30 protein-coding genes and 1 pseudogene are annotated in these 24,354 nt (G+C 32.0%); 30 read left to right on the forward strand and 1 reads right to left on the reverse strand.

The window, feature by feature from the left end; translation table 11 throughout:
* From AC2H4K_RS01070 to AC2H4K_RS01135, 14 genes are all read left to right on the forward strand, one after another.
* Positions 1 to 1,080: a serine hydrolase domain-containing protein gene (locus tag AC2H4K_RS01070; protein WP_493743058.1), complete on the forward strand. Its 1,080-nt coding sequence runs from the start codon at positions 1 to 3 to the stop codon at positions 1,078 to 1,080.
* A 169-nt stretch (positions 1,081 to 1,249) separates the two neighbouring features.
* The gene (locus AC2H4K_RS01075) at positions 1,250 to 1,819 is read left to right on the forward strand and encodes a hypothetical protein (RefSeq protein ID WP_493742718.1); all 570 of its coding nucleotides are present in this window, start codon (positions 1,250 to 1,252) and stop codon (positions 1,817 to 1,819) included.
* A 163-nt stretch (positions 1,820 to 1,982) separates the two neighbouring features.
* Positions 1,983 to 2,852 (forward strand): DUF4238 domain-containing protein, encoded by an 870-nt coding sequence (locus tag AC2H4K_RS01080; RefSeq protein ID WP_493742719.1) that lies wholly within the window; start codon positions 1,983 to 1,985, stop codon positions 2,850 to 2,852.
* A 196-nt stretch (positions 2,853 to 3,048) separates the two neighbouring features.
* Positions 3,049 to 3,606, forward strand: a complete 558-nt coding sequence (locus tag AC2H4K_RS01085) for a hypothetical protein (protein WP_493742720.1) — start codon at positions 3,049 to 3,051, stop codon at positions 3,604 to 3,606.
* Between the two features lie 173 nt (positions 3,607 to 3,779).
* Positions 3,780 to 4,850 (forward strand): IPT/TIG domain-containing protein, encoded by a 1,071-nt coding sequence (locus AC2H4K_RS01090; protein ID WP_493742721.1) that lies wholly within the window; start codon positions 3,780 to 3,782, stop codon positions 4,848 to 4,850.
* A gap of 154 nt (positions 4,851 to 5,004) precedes the next feature.
* Positions 5,005 to 5,781 carry a hypothetical protein gene (locus tag AC2H4K_RS01095; RefSeq protein ID WP_493742722.1) on the forward strand — a complete coding sequence of 259 codons (777 nt, stop codon included), beginning with the start codon at positions 5,005 to 5,007 and terminating at the stop codon, positions 5,779 to 5,781.
* Between the two features lie 489 nt (positions 5,782 to 6,270).
* The gene (locus AC2H4K_RS01100) at positions 6,271 to 6,891 is read left to right on the forward strand and encodes a hypothetical protein (protein WP_493742723.1); all 621 of its coding nucleotides are present in this window, start codon (positions 6,271 to 6,273) and stop codon (positions 6,889 to 6,891) included.
* A gap of 3 nt (positions 6,892 to 6,894) precedes the next feature.
* Positions 6,895 to 7,254, forward strand: a complete 360-nt coding sequence (locus tag AC2H4K_RS01105) for a hypothetical protein (RefSeq protein WP_493742724.1) — start codon at positions 6,895 to 6,897, stop codon at positions 7,252 to 7,254.
* 661 nt (positions 7,255 to 7,915) lie between these two features.
* Positions 7,916 to 8,797 carry a hypothetical protein gene (locus AC2H4K_RS01110; RefSeq protein ID WP_493742725.1) on the forward strand — a complete coding sequence of 294 codons (882 nt, stop codon included), beginning with the start codon at positions 7,916 to 7,918 and terminating at the stop codon, positions 8,795 to 8,797.
* Positions 8,798 to 8,951: 154 nt separating this feature from the next.
* Positions 8,952 to 9,587, forward strand: a complete 636-nt coding sequence (locus AC2H4K_RS01115; RefSeq protein WP_336071035.1) for a hypothetical protein — start codon at positions 8,952 to 8,954, stop codon at positions 9,585 to 9,587.
* Between the two features lie 170 nt (positions 9,588 to 9,757).
* The gene (locus AC2H4K_RS01120; RefSeq protein WP_121062756.1) at positions 9,758 to 9,997 is read left to right on the forward strand and encodes a ribbon-helix-helix domain-containing protein; all 240 of its coding nucleotides are present in this window, start codon (positions 9,758 to 9,760) and stop codon (positions 9,995 to 9,997) included.
* The gene (locus AC2H4K_RS01125) at positions 9,990 to 10,277 is read left to right on the forward strand and encodes a type II toxin-antitoxin system RelE/ParE family toxin (protein ID WP_281141627.1); all 288 of its coding nucleotides are present in this window, start codon (positions 9,990 to 9,992) and stop codon (positions 10,275 to 10,277) included. The genes AC2H4K_RS01120 and AC2H4K_RS01125 overlap by 8 nt, the downstream gene beginning before the upstream one ends.
* A 174-nt stretch (positions 10,278 to 10,451) precedes the next feature.
* Positions 10,452 to 10,895, forward strand: coding sequence for an Imm44 family immunity protein (locus AC2H4K_RS01130; protein WP_281141643.1), 444 nt, complete (start codon positions 10,452 to 10,454; stop codon positions 10,893 to 10,895).
* 153 nt (positions 10,896 to 11,048) lie between these two features.
* Entirely contained in the window at positions 11,049 to 11,912 is an 864-nt protein-coding gene (locus AC2H4K_RS01135; RefSeq protein ID WP_493742726.1) for a GIY-YIG nuclease family protein, read from the forward strand.
* A gap of 162 nt (positions 11,913 to 12,074) precedes the next feature.
* Here the strand turns inward: AC2H4K_RS01135 and AC2H4K_RS01140 are convergent, their stop codons facing one another.
* Positions 12,075 to 13,553: an aminotransferase-like domain-containing protein gene (locus AC2H4K_RS01140; RefSeq protein WP_493742727.1), complete on the reverse strand. Its 1,479-nt coding sequence runs from the start codon at positions 13,551 to 13,553 to the stop codon at positions 12,075 to 12,077.
* Between the two features lie 76 nt (positions 13,554 to 13,629).
* Here AC2H4K_RS01140 and AC2H4K_RS01145 point away from each other — a divergent pair, with 76 nt between their 5' ends.
* From AC2H4K_RS01145 to AC2H4K_RS01220, 16 genes and pseudogenes are all read left to right on the forward strand, one after another.
* Positions 13,630 to 14,076 carry a GNAT family N-acetyltransferase gene (locus AC2H4K_RS01145; RefSeq protein WP_493742728.1) on the forward strand — a complete coding sequence of 149 codons (447 nt, stop codon included), beginning with the start codon at positions 13,630 to 13,632 and terminating at the stop codon, positions 14,074 to 14,076.
* Between the two features lie 8 nt (positions 14,077 to 14,084).
* Entirely contained in the window at positions 14,085 to 14,420 is a 336-nt protein-coding gene (locus tag AC2H4K_RS01150; protein ID WP_016775870.1) for an antibiotic biosynthesis monooxygenase family protein, read from the forward strand.
* 20 nt (positions 14,421 to 14,440) lie between these two features.
* Positions 14,441 to 14,848 carry a GNAT family N-acetyltransferase gene (locus AC2H4K_RS01155; RefSeq protein WP_016775869.1) on the forward strand — a complete coding sequence of 136 codons (408 nt, stop codon included), beginning with the start codon at positions 14,441 to 14,443 and terminating at the stop codon, positions 14,846 to 14,848.
* Positions 14,849 to 14,915: 67 nt separating this feature from the next.
* On the forward strand, positions 14,916 to 15,536 hold the full coding sequence (locus tag AC2H4K_RS01160; RefSeq protein WP_493742729.1) for a GNAT family N-acetyltransferase: 621 nt from the start codon (positions 14,916 to 14,918) through the stop codon (positions 15,534 to 15,536).
* Positions 15,537 to 15,538: 2 nt separating this feature from the next.
* Positions 15,539 to 16,273, forward strand: a complete 735-nt coding sequence (locus tag AC2H4K_RS01165) for a YggS family pyridoxal phosphate-dependent enzyme (protein ID WP_493742730.1) — start codon at positions 15,539 to 15,541, stop codon at positions 16,271 to 16,273.
* 12 nt (positions 16,274 to 16,285) lie between these two features.
* The gene (locus AC2H4K_RS01170; RefSeq protein ID WP_493742731.1) at positions 16,286 to 17,014 is read left to right on the forward strand and encodes a type 1 glutamine amidotransferase; all 729 of its coding nucleotides are present in this window, start codon (positions 16,286 to 16,288) and stop codon (positions 17,012 to 17,014) included.
* A 19-nt stretch (positions 17,015 to 17,033) separates the two neighbouring features.
* A pseudogene (locus AC2H4K_RS01175) lies at positions 17,034 to 17,427 on the forward strand (alanine racemase); the annotation flags it as partial.
* Between the two features lie 98 nt (positions 17,428 to 17,525).
* Complete coding sequence (locus AC2H4K_RS01180; protein ID WP_493742732.1) at positions 17,526 to 18,176, forward strand: hypothetical protein; 651 nt, start codon at positions 17,526 to 17,528, stop codon at positions 18,174 to 18,176.
* Between the two features lie 154 nt (positions 18,177 to 18,330).
* A complete protein-coding gene (locus AC2H4K_RS01185) occupies positions 18,331 to 18,627 on the forward strand; it encodes a hypothetical protein (RefSeq protein WP_493742733.1) in 297 nt (98 codons plus the stop codon).
* On the forward strand, positions 18,624 to 19,031 hold the full coding sequence (locus tag AC2H4K_RS01190; RefSeq protein WP_493742734.1) for a hypothetical protein: 408 nt from the start codon (positions 18,624 to 18,626) through the stop codon (positions 19,029 to 19,031). Before AC2H4K_RS01185 ends, AC2H4K_RS01190 begins: the two co-directional genes overlap by 4 nt.
* 168 nt (positions 19,032 to 19,199) lie before the next feature.
* Complete coding sequence (locus AC2H4K_RS01195) at positions 19,200 to 19,439, forward strand: ribbon-helix-helix domain-containing protein (protein ID WP_121062756.1); 240 nt, start codon at positions 19,200 to 19,202, stop codon at positions 19,437 to 19,439.
* The gene (locus AC2H4K_RS01200; protein WP_281141627.1) at positions 19,432 to 19,719 is read left to right on the forward strand and encodes a type II toxin-antitoxin system RelE/ParE family toxin; all 288 of its coding nucleotides are present in this window, start codon (positions 19,432 to 19,434) and stop codon (positions 19,717 to 19,719) included. The genes AC2H4K_RS01195 and AC2H4K_RS01200 overlap by 8 nt, the downstream gene beginning before the upstream one ends.
* A gap of 226 nt (positions 19,720 to 19,945) precedes the next feature.
* Entirely contained in the window at positions 19,946 to 21,211 is a 1,266-nt protein-coding gene (locus AC2H4K_RS01205) for a hypothetical protein (protein ID WP_493742735.1), read from the forward strand.
* A 180-nt stretch (positions 21,212 to 21,391) separates the two neighbouring features.
* Positions 21,392 to 22,054 (forward strand): CPBP family intramembrane glutamic endopeptidase, encoded by a 663-nt coding sequence (locus AC2H4K_RS01210; protein WP_194716517.1) that lies wholly within the window; start codon positions 21,392 to 21,394, stop codon positions 22,052 to 22,054.
* 225 nt (positions 22,055 to 22,279) lie between these two features.
* The gene (locus tag AC2H4K_RS01215; RefSeq protein ID WP_493742736.1) at positions 22,280 to 22,672 is read left to right on the forward strand and encodes a lipocalin family protein; all 393 of its coding nucleotides are present in this window, start codon (positions 22,280 to 22,282) and stop codon (positions 22,670 to 22,672) included.
* Positions 22,673 to 22,850: 178 nt separating this feature from the next.
* Positions 22,851 to 24,215, forward strand: coding sequence for a hypothetical protein (locus AC2H4K_RS01220; RefSeq protein WP_493742737.1), 1,365 nt, complete (start codon positions 22,851 to 22,853; stop codon positions 24,213 to 24,215).
* Positions 24,216 to 24,354: the final 139 nt, after the last annotated feature.

Here is a 24,354-nt window from a genome sequence, read left to right on the forward strand (position 1 = left end):
ATGCAGGTAAAATTAATTTATTTTTGTTTATTCACTTGCCTGCTGCTTATTTCCTGCACCAATAGACACAGAACAATACAAACTATTCAGGGTAAAGAAATACGCATTGCTGACTTAAATAGTTATATCCAAAATCAGATGGATTCACTCGAAATCGCAGGGTTATCCATTTCGATAATTCAGGATGGCAGAATTGTCTACGAAGGTGCATTTGGCTCAAAAAGTTTAGCTTCTGAAGAACCTGTAACAAACAACACACTGTTTGAAGCCTGTTCTTTATCAAAACCTGTATTTGCCTATTTGGTGATGCTGCAAGTCGAAAAAGGAGTTCTTGATTTGGATACACCTCTTTATAAATATTTACCTAATTCAGATATTGAAAACGATGAGCGACACAAATCAATAACCGCCCGTATGGTGCTGACCCATACTTCTGGGTTGCCAAATTGGAGAGAGTACACCAATGGTAAATTAAAAATATTATTTGAACCAGGGACAGCTTTTGGCTATTCCGGTGAAGGCTATCAATACTTAAAAGACGTATTGAATCATCAATTAGAGGTTGATGATAAAGGCTTGAACGAGATTTTTCAAATAGAAGTGGTAAGACCATTGGGTATTAATTTTATGCATTTCACCTGGAAAGACAGCTTTTCTTCAATAAAGGCATTTGGACACAGAAATGGAGTGCCAACAGACAATAAAGCCCAACTATTGGGCGATAGAGATGACACATTTGGAGCTGGCTATAGCCTATATACTACGTCATCTGATTATGCTCAATTCTTAATACAACTAATGAATCCGAACAAAAACCGTAAAGACCTTGTTGAAAAAATGTTACAGCCCCAAAATGATTTGCCGAATGAAGAGGGTGAACCACACAGGAGTATAGGGTTTCCTATAAAATATGAAAATAACATTACTAAATATTCTCATTCGGGAGATAATGGTGATTTTAAATCCTATTGTCAGTTTTACAAAAAAAATGGATATGGTTTAGTGATGCTGAGCAATTGTGATAATTTCTTCTTATCAGGCTTTGCTCGAAGTTTAGTTAACTTTATAGAAATAGAATAGATGTATCTTGATAAAAAACGTGTGGTAACAATGTATAACCGCAATTACGGCGGATTCGACTACGTCCGAATCCACTCGGAATTGCTAAGGTCTGTGCTAAACCGAAAATCATTAACTTTAATCCCGTAACTGACGGTTATACGAGACCGTTGTAAGCAATTAGAAAAAAATGAGAATCCTATTAAAAATAACATCTATTTTTTGCACAATTATTCTCTTAACGAATTGTGCAGCGTTCGGAACAAAAACACTTTACAAAAAAGAAAAAAACAGTCTTGTAAAGCCCAAAACACTCGGATTTAGTCAGCTGGAAAACGAGCCGATAATCGACAAAATCGTAACCGGAACTTCAGATGTTTATGACAAAGTTATGAGTTCAGAACTTAGTAAATTGGATATTAAACCTAAAAGTATTGAATACCCAAACTTTAAAAAGTGGACTGAACTTGAAAAACAAACAATATCTGAATTATGTAATACCAATGAATTGGACGGAATAATTTTTACTCAACTTAAATTTGTTAACACCAATTATAGTATGATGTTCATTCCTATTGGCAAAAGTCAAGATACAGAAGTGGAAATGAAATATTTTGATTCTAACGGAAACTTATTGTTACATACAAAGCACAATACTGCAATGGGAAATTCTTACATGGATTATCCTGATGCTGAAAAAACTGTACCTGATGGAGTTAAGGGTGCGTTAAAAAGAATATTCAAGGAAATTGAAAAATAAAAACTGCTTACAACAATGTATAAATTCAATTGCAATGAATTTCCTACGGAAATTCATTGCAATTTTCTATCTTTCAGCTCAATCGGAAAATCGTACCGATTTTCCGCAACTGAAATTTATACGCTAACGTTGTTGTGTAACATTTTGACTCACTGCAATTTGAATGAAAAACAAATCTTGGAGACATCATTATTTACCAGTTTTTTATCTAAAAGGATTTACTAAGGAATCAAATAAATTCAAAATTTATAATGTCCAAGAAAAAAGATTCATTAAAAATGGTAAGGAATTCTCACCAGAATCATACTTCTTTGAAAAAGACGGAAACACCATAAAATTTAACCAATCTGAAACCGATTTCTTGGAAACTGAACATTACAGTCATTTTGATAATAATGTCGCTAAATTGATTGAGAAAATTAATTCTTCGAGTAATGAAAATCGATACAATGTTGACGAAGATGATATGCCAGTACTAAATCATTTTGTGAGTCTAATGTATTGGCGTTTACCTCACAGAAAAAAAGAATTAAAAAAATTAATATCACAGAATGACTTAAACACATTAGGAATAGCCATTAAAAGCAAGGATGGAATAAACAAAAAAGAGATTGAAGACAAATTTAAAAATACTGAACAGTTTCTAACCGCTTATAAATATTATAATTCTTTAATGGACTCTATGAGAGGATTTAAATGTAGAACACCATACACGATTATTGAAAGTACCGACAAATTCCCTTATTTGTGTTCTGACAATCCTGTGATTTTTGAAAAAAGTGAAATGCCTAAGGTTTATGAAGATGATTATCTTTTTCCATTATCCGGTAATAGGTTATTTATAAAAACAAATAGAAGAGAGAATTTCCCTTTACACATAAGACTTATGGTAGACACTCTGGTTTATAAGCAAGCGGTGAAATATGTGAGCTGTACAGATGAAAGATATATTGATATTTTGGAAAACAATTTTCAGAAATATAACATATCTATAGAAGAATTAAGAATTCATATATTTAATAAACTGAAATAAAAAACGTTACACAACAACGTGTATAGCTCATTGCGGCTGAATTCCTAATCGGAATTCATTGCAATTTGCTATCTTTCGGTTACGGCGGAAAATCCTCGCGGATTTCCCGCAACGAGCCATACACAAAAACGTTGTGGTGCATTTACCAAAACTAACGCTGGAATCAAAAATTGACTAAAACCGAATTGAATTTTTAATGAATTTTTCACGACATTGTAATTTATGCGAAAACCAAATAACGAGTCTTGAAAAAGGAATTACTTGCAAGCTGACTAATAAAAAACCTGACTTTAACAACACTTGTTCTAAAATCAATCTTGATAAAAAATTTCAAGAAAAGTTAGAAATTGCGAATCTCGAATTGGAAATAATCCGCAGAAATCAAAAGTCAACACATTTGACCTTCTATGGCTTAATAATTATTGGTTTTCTTTTAATACTTCTTGGATACTTTTTATCTGACTGGAATATATTTAGCTTGTACCTATGGTACGTGAAAATTGGAATAATCGTAGCTGGATTTTCATTTTTGGGAACTGCTTACTCAAAACTGAATAAATATAGAAGAGAAAAGAAAAAAGCCGAACTTGAAAAAAATAAAATTGATGAAGTCCTTAATAAATATGGAATTTCATATAATGGAGACTTTGATTTTAAAGAAAAAATTCACGGAACTCAAGAAGTAATTGTGAACGTTGAATTTAAAAATTGGATAAAACAAAAAACAACAAACTCTTATAAATTTGACTATTAAAAGTAAAAAAACGACACCACAACAACGGCTATAGTTCATTACGGCGGAATTTCCTATCGGAAATTCCTGTGTGTTTGCTATCTTTGGTTTACGTCGGAATAGTTCTGCCGAACCATTCCGTAACGAAACCATAGCCAAGACCGTTGTAACACATTTAAAACAAAAATCAAACAATGAGAAAAATTTTAAGTTTATTGACAATCTTTGTAATTGTTTCTTCTTGCTCTTCAGATGATTCGACAGAGCAACAACAAAATGAATTTCCAACCAATATCGAAATAACAACACAATCGGCTGAAGTTGGAGAAGTAATCACAATCAACGGAAATAGTTTTTTTTCAAACGAAACTTACACAGTAACATTTGCAGAAAATAAAATTGCCGAAATAATCGAAATCAACACCAATTACCTAAATGTTGAAGTTCCTGAAAATGCAGTTTCAGGTTCTATAACTCTAACATTTAACGACCAAACTGAAACAATTGGAACAATTGAAATTAATCAACAAATTTCAACAAGAATTTTTGGCTACGTGAATTATGATAAAATTGTAGAGATTAATCCTAATGATGGTTCAGAAATCGGAACAATAGCAACATTAGGTTCTGAATACGCTAATAATTTTGTATTCTCGGAACAAAACAATGAAATTATTTTTAACCAAAATGACCAAACACTTAAAGCAAACGTTCAGACAGGGAATATTTCCACACTAAATAATTCTGACTACGAAAGATTAATAATTTCAAATAGCCAAAACAGACTATTCGCTTATATTGCTTACGACAAAATCATTGAAATCGACATTAATAATGGCTCTGAAATTGGAACAATAGCAACTTTGGGTTCGGATTATGCTGATAATTTTGTGCTATCAGAACAAAACAATGAGATTATTTTCAATCAAAATGACCAAACCAAAAAAGCAAATATAGAAACAGGATTAATTTCTTCATTGAGTAATTCAGACTATGAGAATTTAATAATTTCAAAAAACGAAAATAGACTTTTTGCCTATATTGCTTACGACAAAATTATTGAGATTGACATTAATAACGGTTTAGAAATCGGGACTACTATAACTCTTGGTTCAGATTATTTTGCTGACTTTATTGTTAATGAGGAAATGAATGAAATTATTTGTCACGATTTTGAGAATACTTATAAAATAAATATTCAAAATGGAAATATTGAACAAATAAGTTCGACTTATTATGAATCGTTTATTGCAGAAAATGAATAAAAAAACGTGTTACAACAACGTGTATAGCTCATTGCGGCTGAATTCCTAATCGGAATTCAACGCTTATTTGCTATCTTTGTGTTACTGCGGAAAATTCTCGCGAATTTCCCGCAACGAGCCATACACAAACTCGTTACCTGCCATAAAACCACAAATGAAAATTACTGTTTTAACATTGGGCTTTTTACTTTTAACTAACTTCTGTTTCTCTCAAATTAAGAAAAAGGAATTAGATGGAGAATGGTATTCTGATAATGATTTTGGACAATACTATAAAAATGACACAATCCTATTTACGAGCCGAATTAAAAATCCCAAACAAGAAAAAAGAGACTGTGAACAAATAAAATGGGAAAAAGAAAATAGGACTTTCAAACTGACTGAAGTAAATATTTGCAAAGCCAGAGCTAAAGCCACAAAAGGTTTTTTAACGCAAAAAATTAAATTACGAAAAACGGATTTTGGACAAATAATAGAATATTATCAAGACAAAAAAATATCAGATAAGTTCAGAATCATAGAACTAAGCAAAGATGTTAAGTCCGAACTCAAACTTATACGTTTTGACAAACTATCTGAGCAAAAAGTATATAAATATGTGGACTCTTTGGTTTTCAAAGTTCTGAACTACAATCCAGATGGTACAGATAATAATTATGGAGTAACAATTTCGGACTCTAATCCAAATGTGAAAATAAAAATAAGAGACGGCGGAATTGGAAATCCGGAACCACTTGTTGTCGTGAATGGACGACCATTACAGGATAGAGAGCTTTTGAAAGAACTATTGCTCGTGGAAACTTATGCGATAAAATATTTGACTAAAGAACAATCTGCGAGTATTTACGGTTCGAGAGCGATAAATGGAGTTATATTATTATTGACATCTGAAAAAAGATTTAAGAAAATATGGAAAAAATACGGCAGGTAACAATGTATAACCGCAATTACGGCGGATTCGACTACGTCTGAATCCACTCGGAATTGCTAACGCCAGTTCTTAACCGAAAATCATTATCTTTAATCCCGTAACTGACGGTTATACGAGACCGTTGGCAACAATATGAACGAAACGAACAGCATAGAAAAAATTAAGACTGAATTGATTAATTCGTGTGTGAATTACGATACAAAATCATTCATTCCTTTTCTAATGTCAAAAAACGTTCTGACTGGAATGCCAAACAAAACAAGATTTTATAGTTTTTTCAAACATATGGTTAGTTGTACAAAACAATGTTCGGAAGGACAACTTACATTCAAAATAGAACACGAAAAAAGAATAAATAATCAGAGAAATTATTACTTAAATTTTTACGACAAAATTCATAAATATTCCCGTTTATCAATCGAAGTCAGAGAAACGAAAGAAAATATATATCTCGACACATTACCATTTTAAAAGCTTATGGATGATTTTATGAAAGAATGCTTTATAGAAGCATTTTCAAAAACAAACATTGATGATATTTGGGAAAATAGAACATCAAAAACCGACATTCTACCGATTGAAACCGACTTGCCTATTCGCAACAAACTAAATGATGTTGGTACTCGAAATATTGAGATTATGCTTCAATCACCTTTTGGTTTAATGTACAAAACTCTTGGACTTGTCGAAAATGACCAAATAATAATTCCTAACGAATTTAGCAGTCTAAAATCTCAAGTTGATTTTGGAAACTTCAAAACTTTCAACTTTAAAAGAGAAATTGATATTATGATTGGAGCTTTTTCAATGGATAGCCTTTTACAAGCAGTTGGTAATGAAGACGTGGACTTGTACAAAGCCAACGGAATTGATTTTGAAATGGTAAAAGCATTTGACGGAACAATGCAAACATTTACAAAAGAAAAAGAAGGTTTAGACTTTTTCAATCCTTTGACAAGACTTCAACAAACTGAATTGGATGGCAATCCTGTTTCTGCGTTTAAACTTCGTTCTCAACCATCTGGAGTTTTTCCAACAAACAATTCTCATCAATGGTTAGACCGTTTAGCACCTCAAAGATTAATGGCAATTTTTACAATGGAACAATAAATTATGGAAAGTATCAAAGAACAAATGAAAATGCCTATATCATTGGACTTGCATATGACAATTTCAAAACTGGCAGAAAAAAATGAAATAGATAAAGATTCGGCATTAGAAGCAGGAGCATTCGTTGCCGCACAGTTTATGGAAAGTGTAAAGAAAACTAAATTTGAAAATAACCAAGGTCCATTATCAAAAGAGGAATTAAAAGCTATTTTTGAGGTTATCGGAGAATTTTATTCGGAGAGTTTTAAAGGACAATTTACTCAATCAGATTTTGACACAATCACTCAAAAAACAATGAGTTTGATAATGTCGCCTAACAAAGACTCAACGATTTCAAATTATTTCAAAAAACTAATGGAATAAAGTTAAAACCGAATTGAATAATAAAAAATACTGTTGCCAACACCGTATATAAAAAATTGCTGGTTTTGGCTTAAACAAAAGTCGTTGCACGTTTGCTACGTCTGATTTTCCTTCGGAAAATCATCGCACACAAACACGCAACTTTTCATATACAAACACGTTAGCTTTAATGCGGGAGCAAGTTTGCGGTTTGAAAAAAAGCCTGGTTTATTTTTCGATTTTTTTTTAGAATTTTAAAGTAGATAAATCCGAAAAACTGTTTCGGATTTAAAAAATTTTTGGAATTACCACTCAAACGTGGAATGAAAAACAACAGCGGAATTACTCACTCAAACTCTGAATTTAATTACGGCTGACTTTTTAGCTTGTTTGCGCAATCGGAACTGGTAAACAACGCTGGAATTGCTTACTCAAAACTGAATTAAAAAATGGTCGGAATTTGAGCAAGTTTGCGGAATAAAAAGCTGACCGAAAAAACAAAAACGGAATGAATTATAAAAGCACTAAAAGCTAACAACGGCTATAATTCATTACGGCGGAATTTCCTCGCGGAAATTCCATACATTTTTGCTATCTTTCGGTCAACGGCGGAATGACACTCACGTGCCATTCCGTAACGAAATCATAGCCAAAACCGTTGTGCATAATTTTGAAAAACTGAATGGATAAAACAAAACTTTGGAAAGTTGAGAATAATAAATTGGTTGAAATCAACTCAAATAACCTTGATTACGAAGACCGAATACACAAATGGATAGAAGAAGATATTTCAATTGTTCTGCCAGATGCTATTCTTATTGGTTCTAAAATTAAAACCGACCACGGAAAAGAAATTGACTTGTTGGCAATTGACGAAAATGGAGACTTAATTGTTTTGGAGCTTAAACGAGGTTTGACTACAAGAGAGGTAACAGCTCAAGTTTTAGATTATGCATCTTGGATAAATACGCTTGATGAAGATGGGATTAATGACATTCTGACCAAAAACGGAATTGAAAAAAGCGTTTCTGAATTAATGTCTGAAAAGTTCGATGACTACGAAGAGGACATTGAAATTAATGAAAACCAAAAGATTTATATTGTTGGCTCTTCAATTGACTTAATCACAGAAAGAATATGTAAATATCTTGCTGGAAATGGACTTCAAATTAATGTATTGACTTTTGATTATTTTCAAGATAATGAAAATGAATTTATTGCAAGAAACTTTCTCGTAACTGAGTCGGACTCGCCAAAAGACACAGGCAAAAAAAGAAAAGGTAGATACATAACAAAACTATTTCAAGAAGAAAAAATAAAAGTTGGTCAAAAAGTAAAATACATACCTTTAAGTGAAGAAAAAGGAATTGAAAAAATTGCGACTATTTACAGAAAAGGAAGTAAATGTTTAAAACTGGATGATACTGGAGAAACTTATTCGTTCAGCGGATTAAGAAAGAAAATGATTTTGGAAAATGGTCTTGATTTAAATCCTCATTTTCCATATTGGCAATGGACTGAATGGCTACTGATAGACAAAAACACAAAATTATCTGACCTATAAAAAACTATGCACAACAATGGCTATAAGTAATTGCTTGTTCTCGCCTACTTCTGAAAATCCTCGCGGATTTTCAGTTTGGTGCGTACTTGCAAAGTTAACCGCTAACCCACGCAACTACTCATAGCCGAGACCGTTGGCAAAAATTTTGAAAAAAATGAAACGAATTTTAATACTTTTCTTTTTAAGTTTTATTTATAATTCTTTTGGACAAACTAGAGAGATTTATCTTAATGATGATTTAAAGAATATATCTGAATCTGAATTTAATGAAAACACCAAAGAACTCACATATAATCTTCAATTTGATTTGGATACTTTAATTGTAAATGTTAAAGTTTTAAGAGTTAAAAAAGGTAAAATATCAAAACAAAAACTTGACTCTATAAAAACCAATTTATCAAAATCATCAGGAAAAGAGTTAAATGAAAGTGACATTATTGTCATTAATTATTTTCCAGGATTAGACAGATGTAATTCAGGAGCTGGAAGTTCTTTTTTACGTGAAAAATATAGTCGCTATTTAAGAAAAATAAATAAGAATGAAAATGTAAGTCAGTTTTTTGTTTATAAAACAATAGAAGGCACTAAAAAATACGGACGAAAATTAGAATGGATTCCTGACATTGGAAATCTTATAGAAAAAATCTTCTTTCCAATACATTATAATTGTGGAAGTTTTGCTTTGATTGACGAAAACGGGAACTACTATTTGACCAAAGGGGAATATGATATTGAAAAAATTATTGATTTAATTAAAGACAAGAAAAAAACTTTTGCCAACAATGTATAACCGCAATTACAGTGGATTCGACTACGTCCGAATCCACTCGGAATTGCTAACGTCAGTGTTAAACCGAAAATTAACGCATATTAACCCGTAACTGACGGTTATACGAGACCGTTGGCAACAATTTGGAAATGGTTCGTATTTGGTGTATATTTACATCAAATAAATAAATTATGGCAAGACAAAGTATATCATTTACAAAGCCAAACGATGAATGGCTGAAAACCCAAGTGGATAAAAAAGAGTATTCAAGTAAGAGTGAACTAGTAAACGACTTAATTAGACAAGCTCGAAAACAACAAGTTGAAATTAACTGGATTCGCGCTAAATTGGAAAAAGCCGAAAATAGCGGATTTACAAGTGAAAGTAAAAATGAAATTTTAGCGCAATCAAAGTCTTTGCTTAATGACTAAATATAGATTAAGCAATGAAGCGAAAAATGACTTGATACGGATTCATCATTACGGTGTGAAAAAATTTGGAATGACTCAAGCGGATAAATACTTTGAATCATTTTTTAAATATTTCGAAATAATTGCCCAAAGACCTTTTTCATTTGAATCGGTTGACTATATAAAAAAAGACTACAGACGCTGTGTTTGTGGAGTTGATAGCATTTATTTCAAAGTAAATGAGAATATTGTAGAAATAATGGCAATTGTTGGAAGACAAGATTTGAACGAAAGACTGTAACCTGAATTAATAAAAACTGTTGCCAACAATGGCTATAAGTAATTGCTTGTTCTGGCCTACTTTGGAAATTCCTGTGGAATTTCCAACTTGGTGTGTACTTGCAAAGTTTATTGCTAAAACACGCAACTACTCATAGCCGAGACCGTTGGCTACAATATAAAAACAGAGCGCAAATTGACTTTCGGAATAGCACAATATACTAACTTAACTCAAGAACAAAATAATTGGATTAATGACTTATCTGTTGAGTTAAAAACGTTTTTTGAAAATCGGAATTATGGTGAAGACCTAAACCAACTCTATTTCGGACTAATAACTGTGAAACCTGAATTTGACCAGTTTTTCAAAAAGAAAAGACCTAGATATCTACCAGGTGAAAGAACTTCATATGTGGACGGAATTGAAATAAAGTCAAATAATTGCGTGGAAATTGATTGTAAAATTGAGTTTAGCCAAGTTTCGAATTTAAAAAAGGATGAGCTAATTGAAAAAGTGTGTAATGAAATACTGACTGAATCTGATAGCCTAACTCGATTATCAAAACTCAAAAAATTTGACTTTGAATCTTATATGTCTGATTTAAAAAATTATCTGATTGACAAAAAGTATACTAAATAAAAATACTGTAGCCAACAATGGCTATAATTCATTGCGGCTGAAATTCCTATCGGAATTTCATTGCAATTTACTATCTTTCGGCTACGGCGGAAAGAATCCTGCGGATTTTTCCGCAACGAAATCATAGCCGAGACCGTTGCCACCAATACGAAAATGACCGCAAACGATTGGAAATACTGCCAAAAGAACTCTGATTTGATTTTAATTTCAGGCTTAACCGAACTGAAAAAAAGCAAACGGAAAAACTTTGAATCTGACTTTGAAAATGGATATGGAAATTATCTGATTTCAGACAAAAAGAATCTATGGAATTATACAGGAGAAGCGAAAAGTTTATCTAAAAGACTAAAACAACATTCAAGAGAAAAGACATCAACATTCTTTAAAAACTATTCGAAATTCGCAAAGCAAAACGGGAATTTAAAAAAACTATTGAATATTTCGGATTTTGAAATAAGAACAATCAATACAGAAATTGGTCGAAAAGAATTAGAAGAGTTTGGAATTGTAAATATTCCCGCAAATCTGAATAAATTCCAACTTGGAAAAAGAGGTTTATATAGAGAAAAAGCAAACAAAAAATTATGGCTTGAAATTCAAGAAAACAAGAGCCAAATAATTGAACAAGGAGAAAAGGAATTAAAAAAAGCGAAAATTTACAATTGGTTTTCTGCCGAAATAAAATCAAACGCAGGTCTTTATTGGGTTGAGCATAAAACCAAAGGACTGATTTATATTGGAGAAAGTTCAGATATAAATAAAAGGTACGAAACACATTCAGGAAAAACATACTTCTCGGCATTGAGAAGGAATTTAGGAGAAACGGTTTTAGGATTTAAGTTACAAACTATAAATGGTCGAAAAAGATATTTTTCCGATATTGAAGACAAGAAAATAACTGAATTTTTAAAAAAATGTTCGATTAAAACATTGCCGATTTCATTTGGTAGATTTGAGTTAGAAGAATATTTAATAAGAAAAAACAGTTCAATATTAAACCGAAAAGATAACAAATGAAAAAAGTACTGGTGGCAACAACGTGTATAATTAATGGCTAGTTATAGCCTACTTACGAAAATCCTCGCGGATTTTCTATTCGGTTTTTATTTGCTAAATTAGGTGCTTAAACACGCCACTAATCATACACAAAACCGTTGTACGCAAGCTAAACCCCACGCTCTAAACCAACCCTTTCAAAATGTCCACACATTTAATCAAAGCTTCGTTTGAGGAAGAAGCAAAGCCCAAGCGAACACCATTTACATCATAATTTGGATAGCGGTGCAAGTTCCCATTGGAAATGAACAGACCTTTTTGCAAAGCACTTTTTGCCAATGCTTCAAGATTGATGGATTTATCAAATTTCGTCCAAACGGTCATTCCACCTTCGGGAACGGTAAAACTTACGGCATTTTTTAATTCACTTTCCAACAAACCACAAAACAGGTTTCGCCTTTCTTCGTAAACAGGCAATGCTTTTCTGATGTAGCGTTGTATCGTTCCGTCATCCAATAATTCCGCCAAAGCCTTATCCATAATATGGTCGCCTTGTCGGTCGATTAAAATACGGACATTGGCGAGATGTTCAATCACGTTTTCCGAAGCGACCAAATAGCCCATACGAAAAGCGGGCGAGAAACTTTTGCTGAACGAACCGCAGTAAATGACCATTCCGTTTTCATCAGCACTTGCGAGTGGCAATAACGGACGGTGCTTGTAATGAAAATCGTAATCGTAATCATCTTCAAAAATGATAAAACCATATTCATTGGCAAGTCGCAACAATTCCAATCTTCTATCTATTCGCAATGAAACCGTTGTGGGATAATGGTGGTGCGGGGTTACATACACCATTCGTACGTTTTTCGTTTTGCAAATCCTTTTCAACTCATCTACTACCAAGCCGTTTTCATCCACAGGAATAGTTATGTGTTTGGCTTTAGCGTGAACGAAATTCATTTCGGCTTTGTTCCAACCCGGAACGCCCGAAACAACAACATCGCCCGGACTTATCAATGCGTTGCAGACTAAATTCAAGCCCATCAAGGTGCCTCTTACCGAGAAAATATTTTGGGAAGCCGTATTTAAACCTCTCGTTTCGTTTAGATAAGTCGCTATCGCTTTTCTAAATGAATCAGAACCTTCGGGATTGGCGTAAAAACCGAACTTATTGTAAAATCCGCTTCGGGTCAATTGGTTTCGGTACGCTCGGTGCAGCTCTTTTAAAGGCGTTAGTTTTGGGTCGGACAAACCATCGTCTAAATGAAGTTGGGCAGAAGAAGCCGAATACCGCCTTTCTAAATAAGGTTTTGATTGAATTATAAAACCTGCTTTTTGTAAGTAATTTGAAGTCGGTTGCTTTTGCAATTTTATCGGTTCTATTTTAGGAATATGCGAAGAAACAAAAGTGCCACGCCCTACAGAGCTCTCAAGCCAACCTTGCGTTTGCAGTTCTTCGTAGGCTTTTGAGACCGTTATCCTGTTCAAATCCAGCCAAATTGCTATTTCTCTCGAACTTGGTAGTTTTTGCCCTGAAATAATAGACCCGTTTTTTATCAACGATAAAATAGCATCTGCCAATTGCAAATAAACGGCTCTACCATTGGTTCGGTCAAGTCGTAAACTTTCAAAAATACTTTTAATAATTGGACTACTCATTATCTTTAAATTGGAATACAAAGATAGTCCTATTAAAATCTAAATTTGCAACCTAAATTTAAAATAATTTAAAACTATGGATTACAACATTAAAAAAGCGAGTCTTGAAGATTTAGACACAGCAGCAGAACTGTTTAACCTTTATCGCATTTTTTACCGTCAGGCAGACGATTACGAAAAATGCAAACAGTTTATCAAAGAACGATTGGACAATGACCAATCCATTTTTTTAATGGTCTATGTGGACGACAAAGCTGTTGGATTTACACAATTATACAAATTGTATCACTACATCAAATTACAAAAACAATGGTTGTTGAGCGATTTATTTGTTCATCCCGATTACAGAGGCAAAGGTTTGTCTGTTGCATTGATAGACCGTGCCAAACAATGGTGTGAAGAAACAGGAGCTTGTGGTTTGATGTTGGAAACCGAAAAAACAAACGACATCGGAAATCAACTATATCCACGTTGCGGATTTGAGTATGATGGCAATCACAATTATTACTATTGGTGGAAATAAAGAAACAGATGATAGCAGTAATATTTGAAGTATATCCGAAAAACGGAAAAGTAGATGAATATTTAGACATAGCACAGGAATTGAAACCCGAATTGAGTAAAATTTCGGGCTTCATTTCTATCGAACGCTTTCAAAGTTTGGTTAATCCGGACAAGATTCTTTCACTCTCTTTTTGGGAAAATGAAGAAAGTGTAAAGCAATGGCGAAATGTAACATTACACAGGAAAGCACAGGAAAAAGGACGAAATTCTGTATTTGAAAATTACCGATTGCGTGTAGCCACAGTAATCAGAGATTACGGAATGACAGAAAGGGAACAAGCACCCAAAGACAGTATATTTTGAAATTCAAAAAATTAGCAAAAATGATAACGTATCAAATAGAAGAAAAAATCGGAGCAGAAGAATTTACGCAGGTATTGATAAATTCTACTTTAGGTGAAAGACGACCTGTAAACGAACCCGAAAGAATTACCCAAATGTTGCAACACGCCAACCTTATCGCAACGGCAAGAGATAATGGAAAATTGATTGGCGTATCAAGGTCATTAACGGATTTCGTTTACTGCACCTATCTTTCAGATTTAGCCGTAGATGAAAACTACCAGAAAATGGGAATAGGCACGGAGCTCATCCGCATAACCAAAAAACATACACCAAAAGCGAAATTGATTTTGTTGTCCGCACCAAAAGCAGTGAATTACTATCCAAAAATCGGTATGACCCAATGGGAACAGTGTTTTGTACTGGATAATGTAGAAGATTTGAAATAGGGAAATAAAAACACATAAGTTTTTATAACGGATTAGCCTCATTTTGATAATCATAAAAGAAAGACCAATGACACAAACAACAGTATTAGAGGGCAAATACGTTTTATTAAAACCTTTGGAACACAGCCATATAAAAGGACTTGTTGAAGCAGCTAATGAAAATCCGTTGCTTTATAAATGGACGCATGTCCCTCAAGACGAAACTTCAATGACGAAGTACGTGCATAAAGCCATTGAGGGCAGAAACTCAGGAACTGTTTTTCCTTGGATTATTATTGGAAAAAACGACAACCAGATAAAAGGAACAACAAGATATTGGAATATTGAAAAATGGGAATGGAAAAGCGGACACCCATTAGATAGAAATGCCGTTTTAGACGTGTGCGAAATAGGGCATACCTGGCTTCGTGAAAATGCAATACGCACCGCTATCAATACCGAAACTAAATTACTACTGCTTTCCAATCTGTTTGAAGATTGGAAAGCACTACGAGTATGCTTCAGAACAGACGTAAGAAACGAACGTTCGCAGGCAGCAATAGAACGTATTGGAGGAAAATTAGAGGGAGTTTTACGTGCCGATAGAATGGCGATTGACAACACCATTAGAAATTCTTGTAGATATTCCATACTCTTTTCAGAGTGGGAAAATGTAAAAGAAAATTTGCAAAAACTTTTACGCAGATAACTATGCAAATTCAAATCATTAATAACATACAGCAGATTCAGAAACGTATAGCAACAGCTTGTTATAAGGCAAACCGTAATCCCAATGAAGTAAAATTATTGTTAGCCACCAAAACAGTACCTGCAGAGCGTATCAAAATTGCCTTACAAGCAGGGCATACATTGATAGCGGAAAACAAGGTACAAGAACTCAAAGAAAAATATGAAGCATTAAAAGAAATTCCGCATACCAATCATTTTATCGGGCATTTACAAAGCAATAAAATCAAGGATATTTTGAAATATGAAGTTACTTGTGTGCAGTCGCTTGACCGTTTGGATTTGGCAGAAAAATTACATCAACGTTTACGGTTTGAAGGCAAAACCATTGAAGTATTGATACAAGTAAACACTTCATTTGAAAAAAGTAAATTTGGCGTAAGTCCTGACAAAGCTATCGAATTAGTAAAGCAGGTTGCACAATTTGATACCCTAAAAATAAAAGGATTAATGACGATAGGTTTGTTTAATGCCGAAACCGAAAAAGTGCGAAAATGTTTCCGATTGCTTAAAGATATTCAACAGCAAATAATAGTTTTAAACATTCCGAATGTTAAAATGAAGGAATTGTCGATGGGAATGAGTGGAGATTTGGAAACAGCCATTGAGGAGGGAGCAACTATTGTAAGAGTAGGCACGGCTATTTTCGGACAAAGAATTTATCCGGATAGTTATTATTGGAACGAAAAACAAAACTAAAAAAATAAGAAAATGAACATACATTTTATACAACACGAAACATTTGAAGCACCAGGTGCTTATTTGCAATGGGCAGAACAAAGAAATCATAACATTACCTTTTCAAAGGTATTTGAAAATCAAACCTTGCCCGAAACAGCAGATAATATTGACTTATTGATAGTATTAGGAGGACCGCAAAGTCCGGTTACAACAAAAGAAGAGTACCCTTATTTTGATGCCAAAGCAGAAATTGAATTTATAAAAAAAGCAATCGATTATAAAAAAGCAGTTGTCGGTATTTGCTTGGGTTCTCAACTCATAGGAGAAGCCTTGGGAGCGAAATTTGACCATAGCCCCGAAAAGGAAATTGGGGTTTTCCCCATACAACTTACAGCAGACGGATTAAAAGACGATAAAATAAATCATTTCGGCTCAATCTTGTCTGTAGGACATTGGCACAACGATATGCCCGGACTTACCGCAACTAGCAAAATATTAGCCACAAGCATAGGTTGCCCAAGACAAATAGTAAAATATTCAGAGCTTGTTTACGGCTTTCAATGTCATATGGAACTGACACCCGAAGTAGTGGAATTGCTAATTGCAGAAGAATTAGATTTTTTAACCAAGAATACAACCCATAGATATGTTCAAAAGCCGGACGAAATACGGAGTTTTGATTTTACCGAAATGAATGAAAAACTGTTTTTCTTTTTAGACAAATTAACAACAGCGTACAAAACCAAAACAGGGAATTAAAACAATGAACAACAACCATCAAATAAACACTTCATTTGAAGAAAGCAAATTTGGCATAAGTCCTTACAGCTATTGAATTAGTAAAACAAATAGCACAGTTTGAAACCTTAAAAAATAAAAGGATTAATGACGATTGGTTTGTTTAGTGCCAAAACCGAAAAAGTGCGGAAATGTTTCCGATTGCTTAAAGAGATTCAACAGCAAATAATAGCTTTAAACATTCCGAATGTAGAAATGAAAGAGCTTCTATGGGTATGAGTGGCGACATGGAAACAGCCATTGCAGAGGGAGCAACTATTGTAAGAGTAGGCACAGCTATTTTCGGACAAAGAATTTATCCCGATAGTTATTATTGGAACGAAAAACAAAGCCAGCGTACAACATTGTATAAGCGTAATTCGGGGCGGAAGTGATAAATTTAAAATTTGTACATTTACCAAACTTTCGGCAAGGTTGAAAGTGAGTGCCTTCTAATCCCGCACTACGCTTATACTTGACCGTTGTGCGTCATTTGAGAAAAAAATTGAACTACACATTTAACGAAATAGAAAAAGATATTATTCAGAGACTTAAAAACTCTGAACCAAAGCGAATATGGACTGAATTTATTAAAGTCATAATTGAGTTTGAGGAATATTATATCGAGTTGGAATGTGTGCCCGAAATTGCAAGTTCGCAAAATAAAGCTGACGAAGCTATGACAGCAAAAGTTCGAGAATTTAAAAAAAGCTATTCGCCCCATAAAAATGCAAAAGTACTTGCAGAAAACAAACCGATTACAGAAGTCAAAACCGTTCGGACATTTTTATACTTTACCGATTCGATAACTGAACCTGCGAAAGTCAAAAAAATCGACTCTAAATGGAACAGAATGTTCAGTAAAATAGCCGGAATAAGAAAAAGTGAAATCGAAAAATTACTCGAAGGAACTACAAGTAGTTATCACGACGAAATTATATGCAAACCGAATTCAGATAAAGCTAAAAAAGCAAACGAAGAATTTTCTAACTTAATAGACGTTGGAATAATTTTAGAAATTGGAGAAAGGTATTTACCTGCTTTTGTTCAGGGGAATGGATATGGGTTTGCTCATTTGGAAAGAAATGCGCTTTTGAAATCGGAAGAACTAAAAGGTATATTAACTGAATACGAACTGAATTAAAAACGAACGCACAACACCGTGTATAATTAATTGCTTGGTTCTAGCCTACTTACGAAAATTCCGCTGGAATTTTCTATCTGTGATTAGTTTGCTAACTTAGTTGCTTAACCACGCAACTAATCATACACAAACCCGTTGTGTGCAAGCTGAAAAAATGAAATCGACAATAAAAATATTGACCATAATTCTGTTCATTGGACTTTACAGTTGCGAATTTAAAAATGACCGACAAGAATACGCTGAAATGCTTATTGAGAAAGTTGAGACATTTAAGAAAACAAATAACCGACTACCAAAAAATGTATCTGAACTTGGATTGACTGAAAAAATGGATAGTCCTGCTTTTTATCAAATGGAAACGGACACGACATATATGGTTTGGTATGGATTGAGCGTAGGAGAATCCAAAATTTATAAGTCTTCAACAAAAAAATGGACTAAAGAAGGATGATTTCAATACTATTATTAATTCCTTGGATAATATTTGGATTCAAAAACCCAAATCAGAATTTTATTGGACTTAATCAAACTAAAAAATCGCTGATTTTGCTTTTAGTAATTGAAATTTTGTTTTTTCTAATTCTTTATTTGACTCTACCTGAACCGACTTCAAAAATTGCTGGTTTACAAAGTTTCTCGTGGAATTATTTTATAGCATATTATGCAAAAGGAATTGCCCCAACTTGGCTGGTGGCCGAATATATTAATGGAAATTTAGGAGATAAAATTGATTTGAATTATCAATACATCTTTTTAATAGTAAGCTTAATCATTGACTATTTGATTTTGAAAATAATTAGTCCGAATATTAGAAAAATATGGAAAAAGAAAAAGCCTGCACACAACACCGTATAAAATTAATGGCTAGTTCTCGCCTACTTACGAAAATCCTCGCGGATTTTCTATCTGGTGTTTATTTGCTAAATTAGGTGCTTAAACACGCCACTAATCTTATACATAAACGTTGGCAACAATTTGGAAATGGTTCGTATTTGGTGTATATTTACATCAAATAAATAAATTATGGCAAGACAAAGTATATCATTTACAAAGCCAAACGATGAATGGCTGAAAACCCAAGTGGATAAAAAAGAGTATTCAAGTAAGAGTGAACTAGTAAACGACTTAATTAGACAAGCTCGAAAACAACAAGTTGAAATTAACTGGATTCGCGCTAAATTGGAAAAAGCCGAAAATAGCGGATTTACAAGTGAAAGTAAAAATGAAATTTTAGCGCAATCAAAGTCTTTGCTTAATGACTAAATATAGATTAAGCAATGAAGCGAAAAATGACTTGATACGGATTCATCATTACGGTGTGAAAAAATTTGGAATGACTCAAGCGGATAAATACTTTGAATCATTTTTTAAATATTTCGAAATAATTGCCCAAAGACCTTTTTCATTTGAATCGGTTGACTATATAAAAAAAGACTACAGACGCTGTGTTTGTGGAGTTGATAGCATTTATTTCAAAGTAAATGAGAATATTGTAGAAATAATGGCAATTGTTGGAAGACAAGATTTGAACGAAAGACTGTAACCTGAATTAATAAAAACTGTTGCCAACAATGGCTATAAGTAATTGCTTGTTCTGGCCTACTTTGGAAATTCCTGTGGAATTTCCAACTTGGTGTGTACTTGCAAAGTTTATTGCTAAAACACGCAACTACTCATAGCCGAGACCGTTGTGCGTAATTTGAACAACCGTACTTTTTAAGTTAATTAATTACCTTTTCGACTGTAAAGTCTTTATTAACAAACAATTTATGAAAAACCATATATCACATTCAATAATGACACTCTTGATTATTAGCCTTTTGTTTCATAATTGCTCAATTAAAAAAAAATATTCTGTAAAGAATTTAAAAAACACAAATACAGTTTTTGATACTATCTTTTTTTCTAAAGACAACAACTTTGCTAAAAATGCAATAACAGTGAAAGATGGGTTTTTGATAACTGGTCAGAAATTCACAAAAACAGATTCAACTGAATTACGCTCAGCAACTATAAAGACTTCCTTTGATGGAAGCTTATTAAAAAAAGAATTTTCTGGAAATGACAATCTAAACCACTCTAGACTTGAAACTATATTTAAAATTAACAATGATAGAATAATACAAATAGGTGAAAAGCAACGCAAATTATGGATAAGAGAAATTGATGATGATTTAAATACTATTAATGACCTTATAATACCTATGGACATAAATAGCTTAAATGAACCTAAAGTTGGAATAGAGAAAAACGGATTTATAGTATTATACAACAATTATCAAACAAATAGTATGTTTAATCTTTCTTACTTTAATAATGATTTGATAAATACTAAGAACATAAAGGTTAATAGAGATTATACAGATTATTTTGATTTTAAAATACTTGATGCTGAGTATGATAATCAGAATAAAGTCTTTTACATTATAGGTAGTGGCTGTAAAAAAAGAGACTCTCAAGGAATTTGTGAGATTCAAGAAAAATCAATTATAATGTATAACATTACAGACCAATCAATAAAAAGAATCATTCCTATTCAGACTATAAAAATGGATAAAGGAAACATTATTCCTATTAATAAAATGTTTAATACAATTGCGATTTATAATAATCGGTTATATACAGCTGGAATTATTCTTGATAATAAAGAAAGAAAAAAAATAGCGCAGACTTTTACAGAATACGATAACTACAAAGGTTCAATACCTTTTGATTTAAATATAATGACTTTCTCAAAGGGTGGTGATAAAATTTCAGAATTCACTCATACAATTAATGAAGATCAATATAAAAATGGTAAAATTTATGATATTTTAATAAAGGAAAACAAGATACATCTTGTAGGTGAAATAAGTTCATATAAACAATTTTTATCAATGTATTTAGTTTTAAATTTAAACGGTAAATTAGAAGAGAAAAGAATATTTGGTGACCCGAAAAGTTCAGAAAATAGAATAATTAAAATACTTGAAACATCGAATAATGATATTTTGCTCTTGGGAAAAGGTAAAGGATGGAGAATTATGAAAATATAAAACTACGCACAACACCGTGTATAATTAATTGCTTTGTTCTTCACTACTTGCTAAAATTCCTGCGGAATTTTCACGGGTTCGTTAAAGTTTGCTAACTTAGTTGCTGAACCACGCAACTAATCATACACAAACACGTTATGCACAAGTTAAAAGCAAAACGATTAAATAAAAAAAGTGAATTTGAAAATAAACAATAAAATAAAACCATATTTAGTGCCATTGGTTTATTTTATTCTCATATTTTCGATTGGAGCCATTCTGCAAATTTTTTCTAAAGTATATCTCGAAAAACCTTTCCCAAACCTAATTTTCAAATCTTTTACTTTATTATCATTTCTCACACTAATTTCACGTTATAAAAACGAAAAATGGAATATTTTTAAGATAAATAAAATTTCAAAACGACAATTATTAATTATACTATTCTTATTCTCTCTATTCGTCATAACTAACTATATTTCCATAACTTTTTCTAACCAAGAAGATTATGCTAATTATATAAGAGAAAATCTTAATTCGTTTATTTTGATAATAACTATCTCATCGATTGGAGAAGAAATTATTTACAGAGGCTTCATACAAACCTATATAAATCAGTTTTTTAAAGATAATAGAATAATAAGTCGTGGAAATATTTTTGCATCTATATTATTTTGGATTACCCATTTAGGGTTTTTTACTATAATGCAACCCTCATTCGCAATAATGTCATTAATTTTAGTAGCTATTTCATCAATTGTACTTGGATATTTAAAAGATAAAAATAAAGGAATTATACTTCCAATAATTGTTCATTTGATTTGTAATTATATTCATACATTTATGAAAATTACTTTAGGATAAAAAACCAGTGCATAACACCGTATATAACAAATAGCTGCGTTGTTTCTAAATCGAAAATTTTGGTATCTTTACAAAGTCGCCAAATCTTTTGATTTGGCATTTGAACAAAAAAGGTAAAAGCAAAATACAAAAAATTTGGCTTGTTTTTAGCCGAAAAATAATCGCTAACTTGCACGCTACTTGTCATATACAAATACGTTGTAGGTAATTTAAAAATCAATTCTTATGAAAAAAATATTTTGTATTCTTATCATTATTTTTCTGTTAAATTGTGATTCAATAAATGACAAAATTATAGGAAAATGGGAAACAGTCGAATTTAAGACAATGGATATGAAAGTAGATAGTGATTTCACTCAATCGGAAAAAATAGCACTTTCTACTGATTATACTTTTAAATCTGACAATAAGGTTAATATTACAGGTAATGTCCAGGGTAATGTAAACGGAAGTTATCTGATTAAAAATGACTCTCTAACTTTAGCATATATTCTTGGCTCTAAAAATGTAAAAGAAAGATTCAAGATTATCGATATTACCGAAAATCAAATGGTTTTAGCACAAAGCTTTGTGGACTATGGTGAAATTAATTTTATACTAAATAGAATTTACGAATAAAGTAAAAACTACCTACAACACTGTGTATAATTAATTGCTTGGTCACTGCCGACTTACGAAAATTCCGCTGGAATTTTCTATCTGTGATTTGTTTGCTAACTTAGTTGCTCAAACACGCAACTAACCATACACAAACCGTTAGGCAACATTTTGACCTACGACAATGAAATTAACTATTTTGAAAATATTTCTTTATTTCTTTCTTATTCTAATTATACAAAGTTGCTCATCTCAAAAAAAGGCAAATAGGTTTGAGTATGAAACTATGGTAGGCTTTCCTTTAACTAAGGAACAAGCAGAAAAAACTAGATATGTTTATTACGAATTAGGCTATTATAATGATGAATTGCTATATAAAAAATCAAAGCACAATAGACTCGAAAATTTTAATATAGAATATTTTAATCCATCAAAAAGAAAGAAAGATTCCTTAAGAAACATAGTAGATAATCCTAAACTAATAAAACTAGATAATGGGAAAGAAGCTTCATCTTTAACTAATAGTCAGTCAACATTTACAGATATTGAAGAGTATAAAAACTACAAGGTATTTGAAACAGAACGATATGGAACAACAAATATAATTTATCAAACAGGTGTTTTATTAGATGATAAATTAATCGCTGAAAGATATGAAGACAAACCAAATATGAACTTTGAGGGTCACAAAAGCAGTTATAGCTTTTCTAAAAATAGCTACTTCGTAAAACATCATTTTAATTCTTCAAATAAGTTAACCCTTTACTGTAAATATTATACAAATTATGAAGATGAATGTTTTGTATGTAAGCACGATAAAACTGGAAGTATAGAAGAAATCGAAACCTTTAAACTTTCTGAATTTAATACAATTAAGCAAAAATATTTTCCTTTAGAAGATATTAGCTACTTAGAAGATGATGAACTACGACCATCAAATTCTTACATTAAAAATCTAAAAAGTAGAGAACAAAAAAGACACAATTATACTACAGTAATTGGTACAAAAACATCCAAAGAATTTTTAAGTCTATTAGATATTTATAACAAGCACATTTACAGGGATACTATTTTAAAAAAAATAGAAACACATAAAAACAACGAAATTCATAGCGTTACTTACTACCTAGATGAAGAAGAAAATTATGACGTTATATTAAAAAGTTTAAGTGAAGAATTAGATAACTACATAATAATTACTAATCGTTTTTCAGAATATAAAGCACCTGAAATAATTTATTCATATCAAAGTGATAGCTTAGTAAAAAAAGAGAGGATTCAGAAAAACGAGAACAATAAAATAATACAAATTGACACATTCAAAGAAGAAGATGATTTTTCTAAGGTGGATAACTCAAAAACAGTAAAAATTCTTTATAGAAAAAATAATAACCCAATATTTTTTCTATATAATAAAAATGGTAGTATCAGAGAAATTAGAGTTGGAAAAAATAGTCCGCACTCTAATATTCTCGATAATACAATGACATATAATTGGATTAAAATAAAATCGATGTATTTCCCTTATGAAGATGTTTGGTTTTACAGTAGAGCAAATTTTTAATAATATAAACGTTGCCTAACAATGTGTATAATTCATTGCTAGTAAAGGCTTACTTACGAAAATTTCGCTGGAATTTTCTATCTGTAATTATTTACTAACTTTATTGCTTAAACACGCAACGAAATCATACACCAGACCG

This window comes from Winogradskyella sp. 266wxhm (assembly GCF_058964685.1).

Bases quoted from the DNA above. Each gene is read 5' to 3' on its own strand.
- AC2H4K_RS01070 (WP_493743058.1), top strand. From the start codon at position 1: ATGCAGGTAAAATTAATTTATTTTTGTTTATTCACTTGCCTGCTGCTT.
- AC2H4K_RS01075 (WP_493742718.1), top strand. From the start codon at position 1,250: ATGAGAATCCTATTAAAAATAACATCTATTTTTTGCACAATTATTCTC.
- AC2H4K_RS01080 (WP_493742719.1), top strand. From the start codon at position 1,983: ATGAAAAACAAATCTTGGAGACATCATTATTTACCAGTTTTTTATCTA.
- AC2H4K_RS01085 (WP_493742720.1), top strand. From the start codon at position 3,049: ATGAATTTTTCACGACATTGTAATTTATGCGAAAACCAAATAACGAGT.
- AC2H4K_RS01090 (WP_493742721.1), top strand. From the start codon at position 3,780: ATGAGAAAAATTTTAAGTTTATTGACAATCTTTGTAATTGTTTCTTCT.
- AC2H4K_RS01095 (WP_493742722.1), top strand. From the start codon at position 5,005: ATGAAAATTACTGTTTTAACATTGGGCTTTTTACTTTTAACTAACTTC.
- AC2H4K_RS01100 (WP_493742723.1), top strand. From the start codon at position 6,271: ATGAAAGAATGCTTTATAGAAGCATTTTCAAAAACAAACATTGATGAT.
- AC2H4K_RS01105 (WP_493742724.1), top strand. From the start codon at position 6,895: ATGGAAAGTATCAAAGAACAAATGAAAATGCCTATATCATTGGACTTG.
- AC2H4K_RS01110 (WP_493742725.1), top strand. From the start codon at position 7,916: ATGGATAAAACAAAACTTTGGAAAGTTGAGAATAATAAATTGGTTGAA.
- AC2H4K_RS01115 (WP_336071035.1), top strand. From the start codon at position 8,952: ATGAAACGAATTTTAATACTTTTCTTTTTAAGTTTTATTTATAATTCT.
- AC2H4K_RS01120 (WP_121062756.1), top strand. From the start codon at position 9,758: ATGGCAAGACAAAGTATATCATTTACAAAGCCAAACGATGAATGGCTG.
- AC2H4K_RS01125 (WP_281141627.1), top strand. From the start codon at position 9,990: ATGACTAAATATAGATTAAGCAATGAAGCGAAAAATGACTTGATACGG.
- AC2H4K_RS01135 (WP_493742726.1), top strand. From the start codon at position 11,049: ATGACCGCAAACGATTGGAAATACTGCCAAAAGAACTCTGATTTGATT.
- AC2H4K_RS01140 (WP_493742727.1), bottom strand. From the start codon at position 13,553: ATGAGTAGTCCAATTATTAAAAGTATTTTTGAAAGTTTACGACTTGAC.
- AC2H4K_RS01145 (WP_493742728.1), top strand. From the start codon at position 13,630: ATGGATTACAACATTAAAAAAGCGAGTCTTGAAGATTTAGACACAGCA.
- AC2H4K_RS01150 (WP_016775870.1), top strand. From the start codon at position 14,085: ATGATAGCAGTAATATTTGAAGTATATCCGAAAAACGGAAAAGTAGAT.
- AC2H4K_RS01155 (WP_016775869.1), top strand. From the start codon at position 14,441: ATGATAACGTATCAAATAGAAGAAAAAATCGGAGCAGAAGAATTTACG.
- AC2H4K_RS01160 (WP_493742729.1), top strand. From the start codon at position 14,916: ATGACACAAACAACAGTATTAGAGGGCAAATACGTTTTATTAAAACCT.
- AC2H4K_RS01165 (WP_493742730.1), top strand. From the start codon at position 15,539: ATGCAAATTCAAATCATTAATAACATACAGCAGATTCAGAAACGTATA.
- AC2H4K_RS01170 (WP_493742731.1), top strand. From the start codon at position 16,286: ATGAACATACATTTTATACAACACGAAACATTTGAAGCACCAGGTGCT.
- AC2H4K_RS01185 (WP_493742733.1), top strand. From the start codon at position 18,331: ATGAAATCGACAATAAAAATATTGACCATAATTCTGTTCATTGGACTT.
- AC2H4K_RS01190 (WP_493742734.1), top strand. From the start codon at position 18,624: ATGATTTCAATACTATTATTAATTCCTTGGATAATATTTGGATTCAAA.
- AC2H4K_RS01195 (WP_121062756.1), top strand. From the start codon at position 19,200: ATGGCAAGACAAAGTATATCATTTACAAAGCCAAACGATGAATGGCTG.
- AC2H4K_RS01200 (WP_281141627.1), top strand. From the start codon at position 19,432: ATGACTAAATATAGATTAAGCAATGAAGCGAAAAATGACTTGATACGG.
- AC2H4K_RS01205 (WP_493742735.1), top strand. From the start codon at position 19,946: ATGAAAAACCATATATCACATTCAATAATGACACTCTTGATTATTAGC.
- AC2H4K_RS01215 (WP_493742736.1), top strand. From the start codon at position 22,280: ATGAAAAAAATATTTTGTATTCTTATCATTATTTTTCTGTTAAATTGT.